This is a genomic window from Stenotrophomonas sp. TD3, assembly GCF_001939825.1.
Classification (GTDB): domain Bacteria; phylum Pseudomonadota; class Gammaproteobacteria; order Xanthomonadales; family Xanthomonadaceae; genus Stenotrophomonas.
Window position 1 is genome coordinate 252,538 of the sequence record NZ_MOYM01000003.1, and the last position, 16,017, is coordinate 268,554.

A 16,017-nucleotide genomic window follows, 5' to 3' on the forward strand; every position below is an offset into this window, starting at 1 on the left:
AGACCACCAAGGGGAAGGCGCATGGAAATGAACAAGGCACGCGAACTGCTGGCAAGCCGCATGGGGCCAACAACGCAGAGGTTCGACGCATGCGGTGGCGGTGGGCGCCCCGAGCTGACGACGCAGGACATTGCCGCTGCCATGGCGTACGTGCAGGACGGCCTCGGCCGGGAGCTGATGGAGGCGTTGTGGTGGCCAGAAAGCGCTTCTCGCCGCCGCGAGCATCTGCGCAAAGCGGTAATAGGGCTGGTGGCCCCGGAGTTCATCCGGCAGATGCACGGTCTCGCTATCGCACGAACTGAGTTCGGCATCGCCAAGGCGTGCATGGGTTGGGGGGGCAGCCAGGTAACGGACGCGCAGCGACGCGAACTGCTGAGGACCGAGAACGCTCTGGATGAGGCGCGCGCTGCGGCCTGGCCGAACAACACCATGGAGCAGCTTGGGGTGCTGGCCGGCGCAGTGATTGCGGAGATGGCCAGCTGTGGCTGCTGCAAGACCTGCGGGGGCACGCGGGTCCAGGCCGCGCCGGCTGGGATTGGTGTCGTTGAGTGTGAGGCGTGCGGCGGCATGGGGTTGGAGCAGCTCAGCGGGCGCAAGCGCGGGGTGGCGATCGGCGCTGACGATGCGGCGTATCGTCGGTTCTGGCGCCCGGTATACGAGTGGATGCTTGAGCGCATGCGTAGCGCGGAGCATGTTGCTGCCGAGCAGTTTTCGCGGGCACTGAATCGCGCTGCGTAGTGAGGTCTTGCAGGGTCCGCAGATTGGCGGGCAAATTGATCACCATCCAGACGCAAGCCCCGGCCCAGCCGGGGCTTTTCTTTTTCGGAGACGCTATGGCGCAGATCACTCCCCAACAGGCTGGCGGCGTGAACGTCGTGGCCTTCCTCGACATGCTGGCCTGGTCCGAAGGTACGGACAACGGCCGGCAGCCGACCAACGACCGCGGCTATGACGTGCTGGTCGGTGGTGGCTTGTTCCGTGGCTACGCCGACCATCCGCGCGTGCTGGTGGATCTGCCGAAGATGAAGATTCAGTCCACGGCAGCCGGCCGCTACCAACTGCTGCGCCGCTACTACGACGCCTACAAGAAGACGCTCGGCCTGAAGGACTTCTCGCCTCTGAGCCAGGACCTGATTGCGCTGCAGCAGATCCGCGAGCGCCGCGCGCTGCCGCTGATCCAAGCCGGCAAGATCACCGAGGCTATCGCGGCCGTTCGCAACATATGGGCCAGCTTGCCTGGCGCCGGCTATGGCCAGCACGAGCAAAAGGTCTCCGACCTGTTGGCCGTGTACCGCAAGGCTGGCGGGACGGTCGTGTCATGACGGGGGTTGGCATCGACTGGCAGGCCATCGGGACCGCGATCGGCGGCCTGATGGTGGGCGCAGGTGGCGTGGCCCTGTGGTGGCGCAAGCAGTTCGTAGAGACAGCCAGGGAAGGGGCCGAGGTAAACGTGATCCAGCTGATGCGCGAGGAAGTGACCCGGCTGGGCGAACGGGTTGGCCGCATGGAGGCCAGGGAACTGCGCCTGATCCGCCACATCTACCGGCTGGAAGGGTTGATGCGCGCGGCCTGCTTGGAGCCGCCGCCGTTTGACCCGGATAGCGACACGATCAGGGCAGGAGGTTCGGACTAAAGATGGGGCCAGGATAAAACTGGCCCCATCTTTGATCAAAGAGCATTCACTGCTTTTTGAACTGCGCCTTCAGCAGGCGATGGACTGCCCCGGCAGCATCATCACGGTCCGGAATTGCGTCCCCGAAGTCCGCTACTAGCTTCTCCGCGTCTATTCCTGGCTGTTGCTTCAGCGCAGCAAGCAACGCTAGCACGAGATCTGCCGCCCCCGTCGCAACTTGGCCCAGATGCTCTCCGACCAACTGCGCCAGTTCGTCGTTCCGGTCACTGCTCATTTCACCCTCCTTGGGCTGTGTTGGTAGCACGCGCAGCGTACCCCAAGGCGGGCCACCCTTCATGTAGGTGCCCAATGCTGTACCCACTACGCCTATACGCCGACCTTCTTAAGGTGCTGGCGGTCTTGGCGCTGGCCGGTGGCTTGTTCGTGACCGGCTGCCAGCGCGGTGAAGATCGCCAGTCCGCCAAAGACCAGGCCGCCATCGCCAAGGCCGATAAGGCGCGCGCTGCCGCAGAGGCTGACGCGGCCGAGAATCTGCGAGCGGCCACCGCCTGCGGCCTCCTGTTGGAGGATGTGAACCGGCAGACCCAGGCATCGATCGATGACGCCGCCCGGCAGCGAGCGGCAGCCAATGAGGCCGCGCGCCGGGCGGAGGCGGCAGCAGCCGAGAGTCGGCGGCGGGCAACAGCGGCGGAGCGCGCGCTGCAGGATGCGAAGAACCAGCCGGGATGCCGGCAACAGCTGGAGCAGAAGCTATGCGACGCCATTCCATTGCTGTGATCCTGGCCGCGGCGCTGCCGCTGTGCGGGTTCGGCAGCTGCACCAAGACCAGCAAGCCGGACATTCCGCAGGTGGTGTACGTCACGGTGGAGAAGCCAGTGGCGCCGCCGGCCGAGCTGACCCAGCCGTGTCCGATCAACCGAGCCCAGGAGCGGTCCGTGGAGAATGTGGTGTCGGCCTACAACGCAAACATCCTGAGCCTGCAGCAGTGCAACAAGCAGTTGGGCGAGATCCGGGAGTTGGGCGTTGACCAGGTGAAGCGATGAACCGTCGGGTTCTGGCCCTTGGTCGGTTGAAGACCGGCGAGATGAACAAGACCGAGGCGGCCTATGCCGAACGCCTGCGCGCGTTGCAGGCCGCAGGCGGGGTCCAGTGGCACCGGTTCGAGGGCATGAAGCTGCGCCTGGCCGACAACACGTTCTACACGCCCGACTTTGCGGTCATGGCCGCCGACGGCGTCATGGAGTGCCACGAGGTGAAGGGTCACTGGCAGGACGATGCCAGGGCCAAGATCAAGATTGCCGCTGCCATGTACCCGTTTCGCTTCATTGCGGTGAAGGTGCGGCGCAAGCGTGACGGCGGTGGCTGGGAAGTGGAGGAGTTCTGACCTTCCCTACTGATGCTCCTTGAGCAGCTCCTGCAGCTGGCTAGCGAGGTAGGAGATATCAGAGGACGGCCCGTAGAGCCCGGTGACCCACTTAGATGGTGGGGCATTGGTCCGCAAGGAGAAGTTGGCTGATGCCTGCCTGATCGCTGGCTCGTAGAACGCATCCTCGATCCTGGTCGGCCGTCGCTTCGAGCCGTCGACCGTGCCGGTGCTCGCGCGCTGCTTCAGGTGGGCCTTCAGATCCACCAGGCGCGCGCGGTAGCTTTGCAGTTCATGTGGAGCCAGGGATCGATGGCGGTCGCCTGCAGCGGCAATCTCTTCAAATTCGTCATGTACCCGGAGCAGCTCGGCAAGTACGAGTCGTGCTTCATGGAGATCAGTGGTGTCCATTCAGTTCAATCCTGATGACGGCGTCGTCCGTGTGGAAGTGTGCGTGCGCGGTGGCAAGGAGGGCGACCTCAGCCGGTACATCGCCTCTGGCGCGCTGCACACCCTGGATTCTATTGCTGCCATGGATCAGGGGCCTGCGAGACGAAAGCTGATCAGCTGCCTGATCCAGCAAGCCCGATCGCTCAAGCGCAACGAGGATGAGCTGCGAGCTGCCGCAAGGGCAGGGAGTGCCAAGCAGTGAGCGTGGCTCGCGGCCGCAGGACCCGACAGACCGGTGGCAGCGCCTTCGCCCACCTGTACGGCACGGCTCGGTGGCAGCGCACGCGCAAGGCGCAGTTGGACCGTGAGCCGCTGTGCAGCCGGTGCAAGGCGCGCGGCCATGTGACGGTGGCGACGGTATGCAACCACACGAACGGACACCCGCCTGGAGAGACCGAGGAGATGTTCTGGACTGGACCCTTCGACAGCCAGTGCGCCGACTGCCACAACGTCGATCAGGCGCGTCTGGAACGGGGGGCGGTGCAGGTCCGAGGGTGCGATGAGGACGGGTGGCCGGTGGCTGGCTGACACGTTCCACGCCGCTGTTCCACAGGGGGGGGGTGAATTTATGCCATTCCCACCGGCCTAGACGGACCGTTCCCCTAAATTCGCGTATCCACAATTCACGGGACGACCCTCGAACGAGTCATCCCTGCCAAGAAATCCCGCATTTTCCCGAGGAATTCATGCCAAGGCCCCGATTGCCCGTCGCAAAAGCTGCGACAAGCGGCGCCGCCATCAAGAATCCAGGCCGGCATGCCGGGAGAAAGAGGCCAAAAGGTACGCGCGCCCTGGGCGAGCCATTCAAAACCATGACTGCCGCCGAGAAGCGCGCATGGAAGGAATTCGCAGCCGAAATGTCATGGCTCAACTCCAGTCACCGGGTACTTCTTCGCCTGGCGTGCCTCTGGACGGCGCGGATGGAAGACCCCAAAGCCGAATTCGGTGTGTCAGCAACCCAAGCGCTCAGCTCGATCCTCTCGAAGCTGGGTGCCACTCCTGTGGATGAATCGAAGGTCTCGCATGGCGGTGACGAAGACGACCAGGGCGAAGAGTTCTTCGGTGGCCCCGGCTCCGGCCGACCGCACTAAGGCATATGCACTGGATGTGGTGGCTGGCCGGATCGTTGCCGGACCCCATGTCCGAAACGCCTGCCGGCGCCACCTGCAGGATCTGATCGAAGGCCCCGAACGGGGCCTTTACTTTGACCACGAGGCTGCGGAATACGCGTTCCGCTACTTCGAGAACGTGCTGATGCTCTCCGAGGGCCAATTCGAGGGCCGGAAGTTCGAGCTGCACCCCTCGCAGGCGTTCATCATCGGCTCGCTGTTCGGCTGGAAGGGCGCCGACGGCCTCCGGAGGTTCCGCCGCGCGTACATCGAGCAGGGAAAAGGCAACGGAAAGAGCCCACTGGCCGGCGGGTTGGGCCTATTGGGGATGACGGCCGCAGGCGAGGCCGGCGCGCAGATCTACTCGGCGGCGGCAAAGAAGGACCAGGCCGGCATCTTGTTCGCCGACGCGGTGAAGATGGTCAAGAAGTCGCCGCTCCTGGCCAAGCGCATCGAGTTCGCCGGCGGTGAGGGGCGGGAGTTCAGCATGGCGCACCATGCCAGCGCGAGCTTCTTCCGGCCGGTGTCGCGCGATACGGGCCGTACCGGCTCCGGTCCTCGCCCGTTCTTCGTGCTGGTCGATGAGGTGCATGAGCTTCCCGACCGGCGAATCATCGAAATGCTTGAGCGCGGCTTCAAGTTCCGCCGCGAGCCGCTGCTCTTCATGATCACCAACTCCGGCAGCGATCGAACCTCGGTGTGTTGGGAGGAGCACGAGCATGCGGTCAAGGTCGCCGCCGGCCACACCGAGGCGGTGAACGATCCGACCTTCGTAGGCGACGTGATCGATGATCGCACCTTCAGTTACGTGTGCAGCCTGGACGACGGCGACGACCCGCTTGAGGACCCTAGCTGCTGGGCTAAGGCCAATCCCCTGTTGGGGGTAACTATCACCGAACAGTACCTGGCGGACGTGGTGGCGCAAGCCAAAGCCATCCCCGGGTCACTGAACGGCATTCTTCGTCTGCACTTCTGTGTGTGGACCGATGCGGAGACCGCCTGGATGACGCGCCCAACGCTGGAGCCGGCGCTGGCCGACTTCGACCCGCGCATGCATGAGGGCCGCAAGGTCTATCTCGGCCTCGACCTGTCGCAGGTTCGCGATATCACCGCGATGGCGGCGGTGGTGGAGACCGGCACTGTCCCAGTAGAGGTTGAGGTCGAGGGCGAGAAGCTGGTCATCGAGAAGCCGACGTTCGACGCCTGGATCGAGGCTTGGACGCCCGGTGACACGCTGGATCAGCGGCAACTGCAGGACAAGCTGCCCTATCGCACGTGGGTCAATGGTGGATATCTGCACGCTCCACAAGGGCAGGCCATCAACTTCCGGCATGTGGCCCAGGTCATGGCCGAGTACGACAACCGCTATGACGTGCAGTTGGTTGCTTACGACCGCTACGCGTTCCGCCGGTTCGAGGAAGAGGTCAACGACATTGGATTGTCGGTCACCTTCGCCGAGCACCCGCAGGGCGGCTGCAAGAAGGGCAAACCGCTGGAAGCGGCAGTAGAGGCTGCCGAGCAGTCGGGCCAGCCGGCACCGGAGGGTATGTGGATGCCCGGATCGCTGCGCCTGCTGGAAGAGGCGCTGCTGGAAGGTCGCCTGCGCCTGCGGCGGAACCCCGTTTTGGTGTCCGCAATCATGTCCGCCGTAATCGAATCGGACCGCTGGGGCAACAGCTGGCTGTCTAAGGCCAGGTCGGCAAACAAGATCGACGCCGCGGTGGCCCTTTGTATGGCCATCGGAGCGGCACACGCCATGCCACCGGATACCGGTGGCATAGACGACTACCTGGAAAACGGCTTCTTTGGACTGATCGGATGACTACCTTTCGCTGGTACAACCCGCTGAGCTGGCGGTTCTTCGGATACGACGACCCTGCCACGGGCAACTACGTGGAGGTCGACCTATCCACCGGTGGCCGAGGCACCAAGGCAGGAGTCCGGGTGACGCCCAAGAAGGCGTTGACGGTCAGCATCGTCTGGTCCTGCGTCAAAGTCCTGTCCGAGTCGGCCTCGGGGCTGCCCTGGAAGCTGTATGAGGACAAGAACGGCCTGAGGTCGTTGGTCAAGGGAACCAGCCCGCAGCGCCGACGGCTCTTGCGTCTGCTGAGCAAGCCCAACCCCTACATCAAGTGGCTGGACCTGATCAAAGCGGTCGTGCTGAACATGGCGCTACGCGGCAACGCCTTCGCCATCATCCAGCGCGACGACGCAGGAGACTGGATCGGGCTTATTCCGCTGCCTGTGGAGAACGTCCGCATCGACACCGACGATGGACTGATCTACTGGGCAACGATCAATGGCAGCGAGACCCCGGTATCGCCGCAGAACATGCTGCATTTCAAGCTGTTCAGCCCGGATGGAATCGTTGGTTTGTCACCGGTGGAGTACCAGGCTGAAACCATCGGTCTGGCGCGCGCTGCGCAGGACTGGTCGGCCCGGTTCATGCGAAAAGGTGGCTTCACCGGTGGATACATCATCTATCCGGGCTTCCTGACCAAGGAGCAGCAGGCGCAGATCAAGGCGAAGTTGCCGGATATCCGGCAGGGCGACGTGGACGATCTGGGCAAGATGGCCATCCTTCAGGGCGGTCCGACGATAACGCCGGCTGGCCTGACGCAGAAGGACAGCCAGTTCATCGAATCGCAACAGTTTCAGGAGGAGGCGCTTGCCGGCATCTGGGGCGTGCCCCTGTACCTGACCAATCGCGCACGCTCGACCTCGGTCCTTGGTTCGAACCTCGAGCAGCAGACCAGCGGCTTTGTGACCTTTGGTTTGAAGCCCTACTTGGACGCTATCGAGAGCGAGGTCAACGACAAAATCTTCGCCGATGGCGCCATTTTCATTGAGGCGGCCGTAGAGGGGTTGTTGCGTGCCGATAGCGGAGCCCGCTCCACGTACTACAAGACCGCCCTTGGCGGATCCGGCGGGTCTGGCTGGATGACGATCAACGAGGTTCGGGTGAAAGAGAACCTGCCTGTGCTCGATGGCGAGCAATACAACCAGGTCACCCGGTGGACCAGCAACAAGCCCGATTCCAGTAGCGACGACCTAACGGGAGATCCCGCCAATGCTTAGCAAGTATTCCTGCCCGTTCGAGGTTAAGGCGGCAGACGATGCCGGCAACTTCGAGGGCTATGCCTCGGTGTTCAACAACGTGGATCTCGGCGAGGACCTAATCGTCCCGGGCGCCTTCGTCAAGGTGAAGACGACCCGCACTGGCCGACTACGCCTGGCGCTGTACCACAACCTGACACGGTTGATCGGCGATGCCGAGTTCAAGCAGGACGACAACGGCCTGCACCTGAAGGGCAAGGTCAACCTCAACGTCAGCTACGCCAAGGACGCCTACGAGCTGATGAAGGCCGGCACCTTGGACGAAATGTCAGTCGGCTTCAACACGTTGGAGGACGCGATTGAAACCCGCGATGGACGGCGGGTACGCGTCATCAAGAAGGCCGAATTGTGGGAGGCCTCGGTCGTCCCCTTTGGCATGAACCCGGAAGCACAGGTGATGAGCGTCAAGTCCGACGTTCGCGCCTTCGAATCAGCCCTGCGCGAACGCATGGGGCTGTCCCAGAAAGAGGCGGCGGCCGTCGCCTCGCTCGGCTTTCCCGCGATCCACCGAGACGGTGGCATTGGGGACACGGAGACCGTGAAGCAGCTGCAGAAACTCGGCAACTCCATCCAATCCATCTTTGAAGGAATGAACTAATGCCGGACAATATCATTGAGATCCGCGAAGGCCTGGAAAAGCAGCTGAAGGACGGCTTCGACGGCCTGCAGAAGAAGTACGACAGCGCCTCGGCCGAGATCGAAAAGGGCAATCAGGTCACCACCGACCTGAAGAAGCAGATCCAGACCGCCACCGACGAGATCCAGAAGGTGGTCGACAAGGTCCTGAAGCTGGAAGAGAAGGGCATCGGCTTGGGCAACCAGCCCGGCACGAAGAAGGGCTTCATCGACTTCATCAAGGGCAACGACGAGTACAAGGCGCTGCAGGGCCGTGAAAAGTCGGCGGCCGAGATCGAGATCAAGAAGGACGAACTGGCGTCCATGCAGGAGACCAAGGCGGTCACCAGCGCCGGCATCGTCGTGCCGAACTATGACCCGACCATCCAGCCGGGCATCCGCCAGGAACTGCGTATCCGCGACCTGATCCCGTCGATCTCCGTCACCGGCCAGAGCTACACCTACTTCCGTGAGAAGCTGCACACCCGCGGCGCCGGCCCGGTCGGCGAAGGCGGGACCAAGCCGCAGAGCAACGTCACCTTCGAGCAGAAGACCGACCTGGTGAAGAAGCTGGCGGTCTGGATCCCGGTCACCGACGAAGCCCTGGACGACGTGCCGCAGATGTACGGCTACTTGCAGCAGCTGCTGCGCTACGACCTGAAGCTGGAGGAGGAGGTCCAGATCCTGAAAGGCGACGGCACCGGCAACAACCTGCCCGGCCTGATGACTGACGCCACCGTTTTCGACGCTGATCTGTCGAAGGCGAGCGACACCTCGATCGACACCGTCCGCCGCGCGATCTACCAAGTGCGCAAGCAGTCGAAGCTGTCGGCCGACGCCACGGTGATGACCGAGCTGGACTGGATGAACATCGAGCTGGAGAAGGACAGCCAGAATCGCTACCTGTTCGCCAACCTGCAGGGCTTCGTGACCCCGATCCTGTGGGGCCGCCCGGTGGTGGCCTCGGACAGCATGGACGAAGGCGACGGCACCACCACCGGTGGTGAGTTCCTGGTCGCTAACTTCCAGCGCGGCGCCACGATCTACGACCGCATGAGCTTCCTGTTCAAGGTCGGCCTGATCAACGACGACTTCGTGAAGAACCAGCGCGTGCTGCTGGTCGAAGAGCGTCTGGGCCTGGCCAAGCGCCGCATCGAGGCATTCGTGAAGGGCCGCTTCAAGCCGCAGGCGTGATAGCGAGCTGATCCCGAAAGAGGCCGGCCACGCGCCGGCCTCTCTCTTTCGATACGGAGCAGGAACATGAAGATCAAAGCTCAATGGGGCTTCCGCGGCGACGCCCTGAAGCTCAATGCAGAGTCTGCCGATGTGAAGGCCGGCCAGGTGTTCGAAGACGTGGATCCGGAATACGGGCACGTGCTGGTCGGCAAGGGCCTGGTGGTGCAGATTACGGAAGGCACTGCGCCCAAGGAGACGAAGCCGGCCAAGCCTGCCGAGCTGAAGGCGGGCGAGGGCAGCGACGTGGTGCCAACCACCAACAGCGACGGAGCGACAGACGCGGCAGGCACCCAGACGGCTGGTGGTGAAGCGTCCGGCGGTGCTGGTCCGGCCGAGGCCGTCAGCGATGCTGCCGCAGGCGGTCCGACCACTTCCGATCAGGGAGGCGACGATAAGAAAGCGCTCTTGATTCAGCAGCTCGAGGCCGCCGGCGTTGAGTTCGATCGCCGCTGGGGTGCTGCTCGCCTGGAGGCAGCGCTCGCTGAAGCCCAGAAGAAGGATCCCGCGTAATGGCCGTCACCCTCGACCTGGAGCTGGTGCGCAAGCAGTGCAACATCGTTGCCGACGTGGACGACGCCTTGCTGCGGCAGTACGTGGCAGCCGCGTTGTCGCACATCGAGCAGCACTGCGACCGGAGGCTGGTCGAGGGTGAGCCTGCCGGCCCGGATGAGATGAAGCTGTCGCCTGACGTGATGCAGGCTGCACTTCTGCTGGTGGGGCACTGGGTCGCCAACCGTGAGGCGATTGTGGTCGGCGAGGTATCCACTGAGGTGCAGTTCGGCGTCGAGCGACTCCTCTGGTACAGGAAGACATTCTGATGCGCGCAGGCTTGCTCAATCGAAAGGTCCGGGTAGAGCGGCCGGCGGCCGGAACGGATGACTGGGGGCAACCAGTTCAGGGCTGGGAGCTGGTCGACGAGATCATGGTCAGCATTGCCGGCGAAACTGGTCTCGGAGCGATCCGCGCTGGTCTACAAGGCGGCGTCCCGGCGTCGATCTCCCGGTACAGCTTCATGGCCAGGTTTCAGACCGTGACGGCACTCGGGATCGACGCAACCATGCGGATCCTGTACGAGGGCCTCGTGTTTGAGGTCAAAGGAATCACCCGTGACCTCACTCGCAAGGATCGCGCCTTCATCATCACTGAGCAGGGAGGCAACAGCGGATGAGCATCAAGGCCAACGTTGACTTCTCCGACGCGGTGAAGGGACTGGAGGCGCTTCTCGACTCCCGCGTCAGTCTCGCGCGCTCCATGGGCGTTGCAGGTGGCCAGGTAATTCGGGATGAGGTGAAGTTGCGTGCACCGGTGGGCACGGAGGAGGGGGGTAGCCTGCGCCCCGGAAGTCTTCGCGACGCGATCTACCTGGCGTACCGTGATGGCCGATCCACCGACAGTCGGCAGATTTACTCGATTTCCTGGAACGCCAAGAAGGCACCCCACGGGCACTTGATCGAGTTCGGACACTGGCAAACGCACGCGGTTTACAAGGACAAGGACGGCTCCTGGACGCTGGGTGCGCCGCTGGCGCAGCCCAAATGGGTGCCGGCCAAGCCCTTCGTGCGGCCAGGGTACGAGGCGTCCCTGGCGCGCGCACAGGCGGCGATGGTGGAAAGGGGTAGGGACCGGCTTCCCGAATTGTTGCGTGAGGCGCGAGGAGGCAGCGGATGAGCTACGAACCGCCCCTCCATGCCCTGATTGCGCCCTTGGTACAGGGACGCTTCTATCCCGACGTTCCGCCGGACCAGCCGGTCTTCCCGTTTGCGCTCTATCAGCAGGTCGGAGGCCAGGCCCTGTGGTTCCTCGAAGGATCAATGCCGGACCACAAGCATGCGCGGGTGCAGATCACCATATGGTCCAAGTCCAGGCCCGAGGCCAACACGCTGATCCGTCGTATCGAGGATGTGATCTGTACCGGCGTTCCACATTCCGAGCCCTATGGCGCCGCAGTCGCCATGTACGAGGCGCCCATCAAGGCATACGGCGCCCGTCTCGATTTCGGGCTCTGGTTCCCTGACCCGTAAGTGACCCACCAACCCCGTATCAGCCCGGCCATGCGCCGGGCTTTTCGTTTCCAACCAGAGGAAGACAACACATGGCACTCAAGCTCCCGAAGGGCACCCAGTTCGGCTTCGCCCCGGTGCTGGCCACCAAGATCGCAACCACTGGCATCTCCAAGGCGGCGCCGGCATTGGCGAGCATTGCCGCCAATGCAGTCGACACCGACGACGTGGTGGTGCTGGAGATCCCGGGCTGGCCGGCCCTGAACAACCGCACGACCCGCGCTGGCGCCGAATCCACCGGTGCAATCGAATTGCTCGGCACCGACACCACCGATACCACCTTGTACCCGGGCACCAGCGGGGCTGGCTCGCTGCGCAAGGCAGGCGCCTTCATCGACCTGGACCAGCAGGGCGATCCGACCACCGCCGGCGGAGAACAGCAGTACTGGAGCGGCACCATGCTGGAGGACCCGACCGGCCGCCAGATCCAGATCCCGACCTTCAAGAACGCCAAGACCATCACCATCCCGCTCTACTACGACCCGTCCAAGCCCTGGTATCCGGCGTTGAAGACGGTCGATGCCAAGGGCGAGCCGGTGGTGCTGCGGGCCAAGCTTGCCGGCGGTGACGTTCTGTACTGGTATGGCTACCTGAGCTACGACGGTGACCCGACCATGACCGCGAACGCCCCGATGGGCACCACCGCGACGTTCACTGCCCTGGCCGATTCGATTCTGGTGGAGGGCGCCTGATGTTCAAGGTAAAGGCCCCGGAGACCTTCAAGGCATCGTTGACCATCATCGGCCACGGCCGCGAGCAGAAGCTCAACCTGACCTATCGGCACCTGACGCAGGAGGAGTACACCGCGCTCCTGCAGCGCCTGGCAGGGCAGGAGATCACGCCGGCTCAAGCGATCCTGGACATGGTGGCGGAGTGGGATGCGGACGTGTCGCTGGATACGGCCGGCGTGGATGAGGCCCTGCAACAGCAGATCGGCCTGGACGCGGTGATCATCACGGGCTACGCGCAGGCAATCCAGGTGGCCCGCAAGGGAAACTGATCGAGGCGGTGGGGGCGCTGTACTGGCGCGCCCCCACCGAGGCTGAGCTCGCACAAGTCGGCCTCAAAGCGAAGCACTACCAGCCGCCGGACGTGCAGCTGTGGCCCGAGTGTTCGCTGCCTATCGAGATCTTCTCGCGGGTCTCCACCCAGTGGCGTGCAAGCGCCGGAGGTCCGTTTGGGCTGGACTACAACGTGGTGTTCCAGGAGCTGGACCGCGAAGGGGTGACCGGTAATCGCCGGGCCGAGGTGATGGCCGCGATACGCATCATTGAGGGCGCTGCCCTAACCGAAATTTGCAAGGGCTGACCATGACCGACCAATCAATTGGCGCGGCTAGAATCGACCTGGTCGTCGATACGCAGCAGTTCGACAGTGCGATCACCGCAGCAAAGCGCGGTGTCGCCGACATGTCCGGCAGCGCACAGCAGCAGTATCAGCAGCTGTCGCGCGCTGAGCGCTCGCGCGTAGATACGCTGGTGCGCCAGGCGGATACGCTGGGCATGACCCGGTCCCAACAGCTGGCCTACAACGCCGCCTTGCGCACGAGTGGGCCGGTGCTGGACGAGATCGTACAGAAGCTCGCCCGCGCTGAAGCTGCGGCCAAGCGCTCCGGAAAGGAGCTGAACGCCTACGGTGTCAGCGCGGCCCAACAGGCAGCAGCAATGCGAGGCGTGCCCGCGCAGATCACCGACATTGCTGTGAGCCTGCAGGGTGGGCAGAACCCGCTGACTGTCTTCCTGCAGCAGGGCGGACAGCTCAAGGACATGTTCGGCGGCATCCGGCCAGCGGCCGCCGCCTTGGCGTCGCAGCTGCTGTCGATGATCAACCCGCTCACGGCTGCAGCCGCCGCGACTGCAGCGCTTGGCGTGGCCTGGTATCAGGTCGGAGAGGCGCAGCGGCAGGCGGAACTGGCGCTGATCACGACCGGAAACTATGCCGGAACCAGTGCCGAGCAGATTGCGGCGCTCGCTCGGCAGATGGACAACCTTGCTGGTGTAACACGGGGCAAGGCCTTGGCGGCGCTGACTCAGGTTGCGGCATCAGGCCGCTTCACTGGCGAACAATTCCGCTTGGTGTCGGAATCTGCGGCCGAAATGGAAGGCGCGACCGGTCAGAGCATCGACTCCACCATCGACAAGTTCAAGGAGCTGGCAAAGGACCCGGTTGAAGGCCTCCTCAAGCTGAACGAGGCCGAGCACTTCCTCACGCGCGCGCAGCTGGATCGGGTGACCGCGCTTCAGGAGGAGGGGAGGCAACAGGAGGCGGTTACGGAGGCGATCCGGATCTACAACGCCAGCCTTGGTGATGTGTCTGCAAAGGCGCGAGAGTCCCTGTCGGGCGTCAGTCAGTGGTGGAAGGCGGTAAAGGACGACACGTCCTCTGCCTTCAATGAGCTTGGGCGGTACATCGATCTCACCGACCGCCTCCTCACTCGCACCACAGGGGTGAAACGGGGTGCGGTGGCGGAGACTGCCTCATTCTTCACCCCGATAGCAGGCCAGGCAAAGCTCGCGGGCGGGCTGCTTGGCGCGGCGAACGACTTCGCCGAGCGGTACTGGGGCCTTGGCCCCAAGCCCACCGTCACCATGGCAGGGATCTACGGCAACGGCGCAGAGGAATCGATCGACAGCGCTGGAGAGCGAAAGCGCCTAGAGCAGCGGAAGAAGGATCAGCAGGAATGGGATCGCCTGGCTGGGCAGAACCTGTCCAAGCGTCAGAAACAGCTCGCGGAAGAGGCGCAGATCGTCGCCTTGGGCAAGAAGCTTGGCAAGGATCAGGCTGATATCGACCGGGAAGTGGCGGCCTCGCGCAAGCAGTTCCAGGAGGCAGAGGCACGCCGCGGTGGCGGCTCCAAAACGAACCCGGCTACATCGATCGTTGCCAGGATCCAGCAGCAGGTAGCCCTGAACAAAGAGCAGTCAGGCAGCGAGGAGAAGCTGACCGTCAGCCAGCGGCTGCGGGTGCAGGTATTGGAAGAGCTGGACCGGCTGGGGAGCAAGATTCCAGAGGCCGATCGGAAGCGCATCAGGACGATGCTGGAGGAGCTGAAGACCACTGGCGACCTGGTGGAGGCCAAGGACAAGCAGAAGAAGACCCTGGAGGCGCTAACCCGGCAACAGGCCATCTTCGACCAGCAGGCCGAGTCACGGCGCCGGGGTAACGAGCTGGACCTGATGAGCTACGGACGCGGCCAGGATGCCGTCGCCCAGCTGCGCCGGCAGATGGACGTGCAGCGGGAATACGAGGACGAGCTGAAGCGCTTGGGCGACCGCCAGGTGGCCACCGATCAGGACCAATGGGACCAGCTTGCGGCGAATGCTGCTAGGCACAGGGATGGGCAGCTGCAGCTGGAGAAGGACTACCAGGCCCGCCGGCTTGCCGCGATGGGCGACTGGCGAAATGGCACACGCGCAGCCTTCGAGGACTATGCCACGGAGGCCAACAATGCGGCCGGCCAGGCGCACTCGGCGCTGACGAACGCATTCCAAGGCGCGGAGGACGCCCTGGTTCAGTTCGCCATGACCGGGAAGCTGTCATTCCGCGACCTGGCCAACTCGATCATCGCCGACTTGGCGCGCATTGCCGCAAAGCAGGCAATCGTCGGCATCGCCGGGATGATCGCCAGTGCTTGGGGTGGCGGAGTCACTGCCGCGGGGAATGCTGCAGCTACCAGCGGAACGCAGCAGATCAACTCCGATCTTCTCGCCAACATCGGCCGCAATGCCAACGGCGGCGTCTACACATCGTCCAGCCTGTCTGCCTACTCCGGTGGTGTCTACAGCTCCCCACAGCTGTTCGCCTTCGCGAAGGGAGCCGGTGTGTTCGGTGAGGCTGGTCCGGAGGCCATCATGCCGCTGCAGCGTGGTCCCGATGGGCGGCTGGGCGTCGCCGCTCATGGTGGTGGTTCCGGAGCGTCTCAGGTGAATGTCAACGTGGTGGTGAACACCGATGGCTCTACCGACGTTTCTGCTGACACACCTGTGTGGCAGCGCTTCGGCAAGGAAATCGGCCAGCTCATCGACATGAAGATCAACGACGCGCAGATCCGATCAATGAAGGATGGCGGTGCAATGAGGGTGATGGGAGGCGGCCGATGACAGACACATTCCACTGGCAGGCCACCAGTCAGAGCAGCGGCTCCGCGACTGCATCGGTGCGCCGCGCAAGGTTCGGTGACGGCTACTCGCAACAAGCGGCGGAGGGCATCAACTCCGTTTCCAGGAAGTACCAACTGAGCTTTGTCGCGTCCAAGGCAGTGATCGCCGAGATCGTCGCCTTCCTCGATACACACGTGGGCACTTCATTCCTGTGGGCCAGCCCTTGGGGAACGAGCCTCTACTACTGCGATACCTACACCGACTCCCACCTTGGTGGCCTGACCTATAGCGTCACGGCCACCTTCGAACAGACGTTCCAGCCGTAAGGGAAGCC

At 63.7% G+C, this 16,017-nt stretch carries 24 protein-coding genes; 22 read left to right on the top strand and 2 right to left on the bottom strand.

Annotation, left to right across the window (positions count from 1 at the left end):
• Nucleotides 1–21 precede the first annotated feature (21 nt).
• From BKE09_RS20675 to BKE09_RS20685, 3 genes are all read left to right on the top strand, one after another.
• Nucleotides 22–738 (top strand): hypothetical protein, encoded by a 717-nt coding sequence (locus BKE09_RS20675; protein WP_343124479.1) that lies wholly within the window; start codon nt 22–24, stop codon nt 736–738.
• 95 nt (nt 739–833) lie between these two features.
• A complete protein-coding gene (locus BKE09_RS20680; RefSeq protein ID WP_075677699.1) occupies nt 834–1,322 on the top strand; it encodes a glycoside hydrolase family 104 protein in 489 nt (162 codons plus the stop codon).
• Nucleotides 1,319–1,633 (top strand): hypothetical protein, encoded by a 315-nt coding sequence (locus tag BKE09_RS20685; protein ID WP_075677701.1) that lies wholly within the window; start codon nt 1,319–1,321, stop codon nt 1,631–1,633. The genes BKE09_RS20680 and BKE09_RS20685 overlap by 4 nt, the downstream gene beginning before the upstream one ends.
• Before the next feature lie 46 nt (nt 1,634–1,679).
• Here the strand turns inward: BKE09_RS20685 and BKE09_RS20690 are convergent, their stop codons facing one another.
• Nucleotides 1,680–1,907, bottom strand: coding sequence for a hypothetical protein (locus BKE09_RS20690; protein ID WP_075677703.1), 228 nt, complete (start codon nt 1,905–1,907; stop codon nt 1,680–1,682).
• Between the two features lie 74 nt (nt 1,908–1,981).
• On the opposite strand from BKE09_RS20690, the gene BKE09_RS20695 reads away from it, so the two are divergent.
• The 3 genes from BKE09_RS20695 to BKE09_RS20705 are packed head-to-tail and all read left to right on the top strand — an operon-like array spanning nt 1,982 to nt 3,017.
• Nucleotides 1,982–2,410, top strand: coding sequence for a hypothetical protein (locus BKE09_RS20695; RefSeq protein WP_075677705.1), 429 nt, complete (start codon nt 1,982–1,984; stop codon nt 2,408–2,410).
• Complete coding sequence (locus BKE09_RS20700; protein ID WP_075677707.1) at nt 2,386–2,676, top strand: hypothetical protein; 291 nt, start codon at nt 2,386–2,388, stop codon at nt 2,674–2,676. Before BKE09_RS20695 ends, BKE09_RS20700 begins: the two co-directional genes overlap by 25 nt.
• Nucleotides 2,673–3,017: a DUF1064 domain-containing protein gene (locus tag BKE09_RS20705; RefSeq protein WP_075677709.1), complete on the top strand. Its 345-nt coding sequence runs from the start codon at nt 2,673–2,675 to the stop codon at nt 3,015–3,017. The genes BKE09_RS20700 and BKE09_RS20705 overlap by 4 nt, the downstream gene beginning before the upstream one ends.
• Before the next feature lie 6 nt (nt 3,018–3,023).
• Here BKE09_RS20705 and BKE09_RS23450 read toward each other — a convergent pair whose 3' ends face one another.
• Complete coding sequence (locus BKE09_RS23450) at nt 3,024–3,407, bottom strand: hypothetical protein (protein WP_139319700.1); 384 nt, start codon at nt 3,405–3,407, stop codon at nt 3,024–3,026.
• Between BKE09_RS23450 and BKE09_RS20715 the strand changes: the two genes are divergently transcribed.
• The 16 genes from BKE09_RS20715 to BKE09_RS20795 all read left to right on the top strand — a co-directional run bounded on the left by BKE09_RS20715 (nt 3,400) and on the right by BKE09_RS20795 (nt 16,009).
• Entirely contained in the window at nt 3,400–3,648 is a 249-nt protein-coding gene (locus BKE09_RS20715; protein ID WP_075677713.1) for a hypothetical protein, read from the top strand. The genes BKE09_RS23450 and BKE09_RS20715 overlap by 8 nt on opposite strands.
• Nucleotides 3,649–4,258: 610 nt before the next feature.
• Nucleotides 4,259–4,537, top strand: a complete 279-nt coding sequence (locus BKE09_RS23675) for a hypothetical protein (RefSeq protein WP_083663130.1) — start codon at nt 4,259–4,261, stop codon at nt 4,535–4,537.
• Nucleotides 4,470–6,377: a terminase TerL endonuclease subunit gene (locus BKE09_RS20730; RefSeq protein ID WP_240502964.1), complete on the top strand. Its 1,908-nt coding sequence runs from the start codon at nt 4,470–4,472 to the stop codon at nt 6,375–6,377. The genes BKE09_RS23675 and BKE09_RS20730 overlap by 68 nt, the downstream gene beginning before the upstream one ends.
• Complete coding sequence (locus tag BKE09_RS20735; protein WP_075677719.1) at nt 6,374–7,633, top strand: phage portal protein; 1,260 nt, start codon at nt 6,374–6,376, stop codon at nt 7,631–7,633. The genes BKE09_RS20730 and BKE09_RS20735 overlap by 4 nt, the downstream gene beginning before the upstream one ends.
• Complete coding sequence (locus BKE09_RS20740; protein WP_075677721.1) at nt 7,626–8,270, top strand: HK97 family phage prohead protease; 645 nt, start codon at nt 7,626–7,628, stop codon at nt 8,268–8,270. The genes BKE09_RS20735 and BKE09_RS20740 overlap by 8 nt, the downstream gene beginning before the upstream one ends.
• Nucleotides 8,270–9,481, top strand: coding sequence for a phage major capsid protein (locus BKE09_RS20745; RefSeq protein ID WP_075677723.1), 1,212 nt, complete (start codon nt 8,270–8,272; stop codon nt 9,479–9,481). The genes BKE09_RS20740 and BKE09_RS20745 overlap by 1 nt, the downstream gene beginning before the upstream one ends.
• A gap of 66 nt (nt 9,482–9,547) precedes the next feature.
• Nucleotides 9,548–10,033 carry a hypothetical protein gene (locus BKE09_RS23680; protein ID WP_206120596.1) on the top strand — a complete coding sequence of 162 codons (486 nt, stop codon included), beginning with the start codon at nt 9,548–9,550 and terminating at the stop codon, nt 10,031–10,033.
• Complete coding sequence (locus tag BKE09_RS20755; RefSeq protein ID WP_075677725.1) at nt 10,033–10,341, top strand: head-tail connector protein; 309 nt, start codon at nt 10,033–10,035, stop codon at nt 10,339–10,341. Before BKE09_RS23680 ends, BKE09_RS20755 begins: the two co-directional genes overlap by 1 nt.
• On the top strand, nt 10,341–10,691 hold the full coding sequence (locus tag BKE09_RS20760; RefSeq protein WP_075677727.1) for a head-tail adaptor protein: 351 nt from the start codon (nt 10,341–10,343) through the stop codon (nt 10,689–10,691). The genes BKE09_RS20755 and BKE09_RS20760 overlap by 1 nt, the downstream gene beginning before the upstream one ends.
• Nucleotides 10,688–11,191, top strand: a complete 504-nt coding sequence (locus BKE09_RS20765) for an HK97 gp10 family phage protein (RefSeq protein ID WP_075677729.1) — start codon at nt 10,688–10,690, stop codon at nt 11,189–11,191. The genes BKE09_RS20760 and BKE09_RS20765 overlap by 4 nt, the downstream gene beginning before the upstream one ends.
• The gene (locus tag BKE09_RS20770; protein ID WP_075677731.1) at nt 11,188–11,544 is read left to right on the top strand and encodes a DUF3168 domain-containing protein; all 357 of its coding nucleotides are present in this window, start codon (nt 11,188–11,190) and stop codon (nt 11,542–11,544) included. Before BKE09_RS20765 ends, BKE09_RS20770 begins: the two co-directional genes overlap by 4 nt.
• Nucleotides 11,545–11,615: 71 nt before the next feature.
• Complete coding sequence (locus BKE09_RS20775) at nt 11,616–12,275, top strand: phage tail tube protein (protein ID WP_075677733.1); 660 nt, start codon at nt 11,616–11,618, stop codon at nt 12,273–12,275.
• Nucleotides 12,275–12,583, top strand: a complete 309-nt coding sequence (locus tag BKE09_RS20780) for a phage tail assembly chaperone (RefSeq protein WP_075677735.1) — start codon at nt 12,275–12,277, stop codon at nt 12,581–12,583. Before BKE09_RS20775 ends, BKE09_RS20780 begins: the two co-directional genes overlap by 1 nt.
• An 8-nt stretch (nt 12,584–12,591) precedes the next feature.
• Nucleotides 12,592–12,891 (top strand): DUF1799 domain-containing protein, encoded by a 300-nt coding sequence (locus BKE09_RS20785; protein WP_075677737.1) that lies wholly within the window; start codon nt 12,592–12,594, stop codon nt 12,889–12,891.
• A gap of 2 nt (nt 12,892–12,893) precedes the next feature.
• The gene (locus BKE09_RS20790) at nt 12,894–15,683 is read left to right on the top strand and encodes a phage tail tape measure protein (RefSeq protein ID WP_139319701.1); all 2,790 of its coding nucleotides are present in this window, start codon (nt 12,894–12,896) and stop codon (nt 15,681–15,683) included.
• A complete protein-coding gene (locus BKE09_RS20795) occupies nt 15,680–16,009 on the top strand; it encodes a phage tail protein (protein ID WP_075677741.1) in 330 nt (109 codons plus the stop codon). Before BKE09_RS20790 ends, BKE09_RS20795 begins: the two co-directional genes overlap by 4 nt.
• Nucleotides 16,010–16,017: the final 8 nt, after the last annotated feature.

What these genes read in the sequence shown, in the direction of transcription:
- BKE09_RS20685 (WP_075677701.1), top strand. Translation starts at nt 1,319, where the DNA reads ATGACGGGGGTTGGCATCGACTGGCAGGCCATCGGGACCGCGATCGGC.
- BKE09_RS20740 (WP_075677721.1), top strand. Translation starts at nt 7,626, where the DNA reads ATGCTTAGCAAGTATTCCTGCCCGTTCGAGGTTAAGGCGGCAGACGAT.
- BKE09_RS23680 (WP_206120596.1), top strand. Translation starts at nt 9,548, where the DNA reads ATGAAGATCAAAGCTCAATGGGGCTTCCGCGGCGACGCCCTGAAGCTC.
- BKE09_RS20730 (WP_240502964.1), top strand. Translation starts at nt 4,470, where the DNA reads ATGGCGGTGACGAAGACGACCAGGGCGAAGAGTTCTTCGGTGGCCCCG.
- BKE09_RS20780 (WP_075677735.1), top strand. Translation starts at nt 12,275, where the DNA reads ATGTTCAAGGTAAAGGCCCCGGAGACCTTCAAGGCATCGTTGACCATC.
- BKE09_RS20765 (WP_075677729.1), top strand. Translation starts at nt 10,688, where the DNA reads ATGAGCATCAAGGCCAACGTTGACTTCTCCGACGCGGTGAAGGGACTG.
- BKE09_RS20690 (WP_075677703.1), bottom strand. Translation starts at nt 1,907, where the DNA reads ATGAGCAGTGACCGGAACGACGAACTGGCGCAGTTGGTCGGAGAGCAT.
- BKE09_RS20760 (WP_075677727.1), top strand. Translation starts at nt 10,341, where the DNA reads ATGCGCGCAGGCTTGCTCAATCGAAAGGTCCGGGTAGAGCGGCCGGCG.
- BKE09_RS23450 (WP_139319700.1), bottom strand. Translation starts at nt 3,407, where the DNA reads ATGGACACCACTGATCTCCATGAAGCACGACTCGTACTTGCCGAGCTG.
- BKE09_RS20680 (WP_075677699.1), top strand. Translation starts at nt 834, where the DNA reads ATGGCGCAGATCACTCCCCAACAGGCTGGCGGCGTGAACGTCGTGGCC.
- BKE09_RS20695 (WP_075677705.1), top strand. Translation starts at nt 1,982, where the DNA reads ATGCTGTACCCACTACGCCTATACGCCGACCTTCTTAAGGTGCTGGCG.
- BKE09_RS20745 (WP_075677723.1), top strand. Translation starts at nt 8,270, where the DNA reads ATGCCGGACAATATCATTGAGATCCGCGAAGGCCTGGAAAAGCAGCTG.
- BKE09_RS20775 (WP_075677733.1), top strand. Translation starts at nt 11,616, where the DNA reads ATGGCACTCAAGCTCCCGAAGGGCACCCAGTTCGGCTTCGCCCCGGTG.
- BKE09_RS20675 (WP_343124479.1), top strand. Translation starts at nt 22, where the DNA reads ATGGAAATGAACAAGGCACGCGAACTGCTGGCAAGCCGCATGGGGCCA.
- BKE09_RS20735 (WP_075677719.1), top strand. Translation starts at nt 6,374, where the DNA reads ATGACTACCTTTCGCTGGTACAACCCGCTGAGCTGGCGGTTCTTCGGA.
- BKE09_RS20795 (WP_075677741.1), top strand. Translation starts at nt 15,680, where the DNA reads ATGACAGACACATTCCACTGGCAGGCCACCAGTCAGAGCAGCGGCTCC.
- BKE09_RS20755 (WP_075677725.1), top strand. Translation starts at nt 10,033, where the DNA reads ATGGCCGTCACCCTCGACCTGGAGCTGGTGCGCAAGCAGTGCAACATC.
- BKE09_RS20700 (WP_075677707.1), top strand. Translation starts at nt 2,386, where the DNA reads ATGCGACGCCATTCCATTGCTGTGATCCTGGCCGCGGCGCTGCCGCTG.
- BKE09_RS23675 (WP_083663130.1), top strand. Translation starts at nt 4,259, where the DNA reads ATGACTGCCGCCGAGAAGCGCGCATGGAAGGAATTCGCAGCCGAAATG.
- BKE09_RS20770 (WP_075677731.1), top strand. Translation starts at nt 11,188, where the DNA reads ATGAGCTACGAACCGCCCCTCCATGCCCTGATTGCGCCCTTGGTACAG.
- BKE09_RS20705 (WP_075677709.1), top strand. Translation starts at nt 2,673, where the DNA reads ATGAACCGTCGGGTTCTGGCCCTTGGTCGGTTGAAGACCGGCGAGATG.
- BKE09_RS20790 (WP_139319701.1), top strand. Translation starts at nt 12,894, where the DNA reads ATGACCGACCAATCAATTGGCGCGGCTAGAATCGACCTGGTCGTCGAT.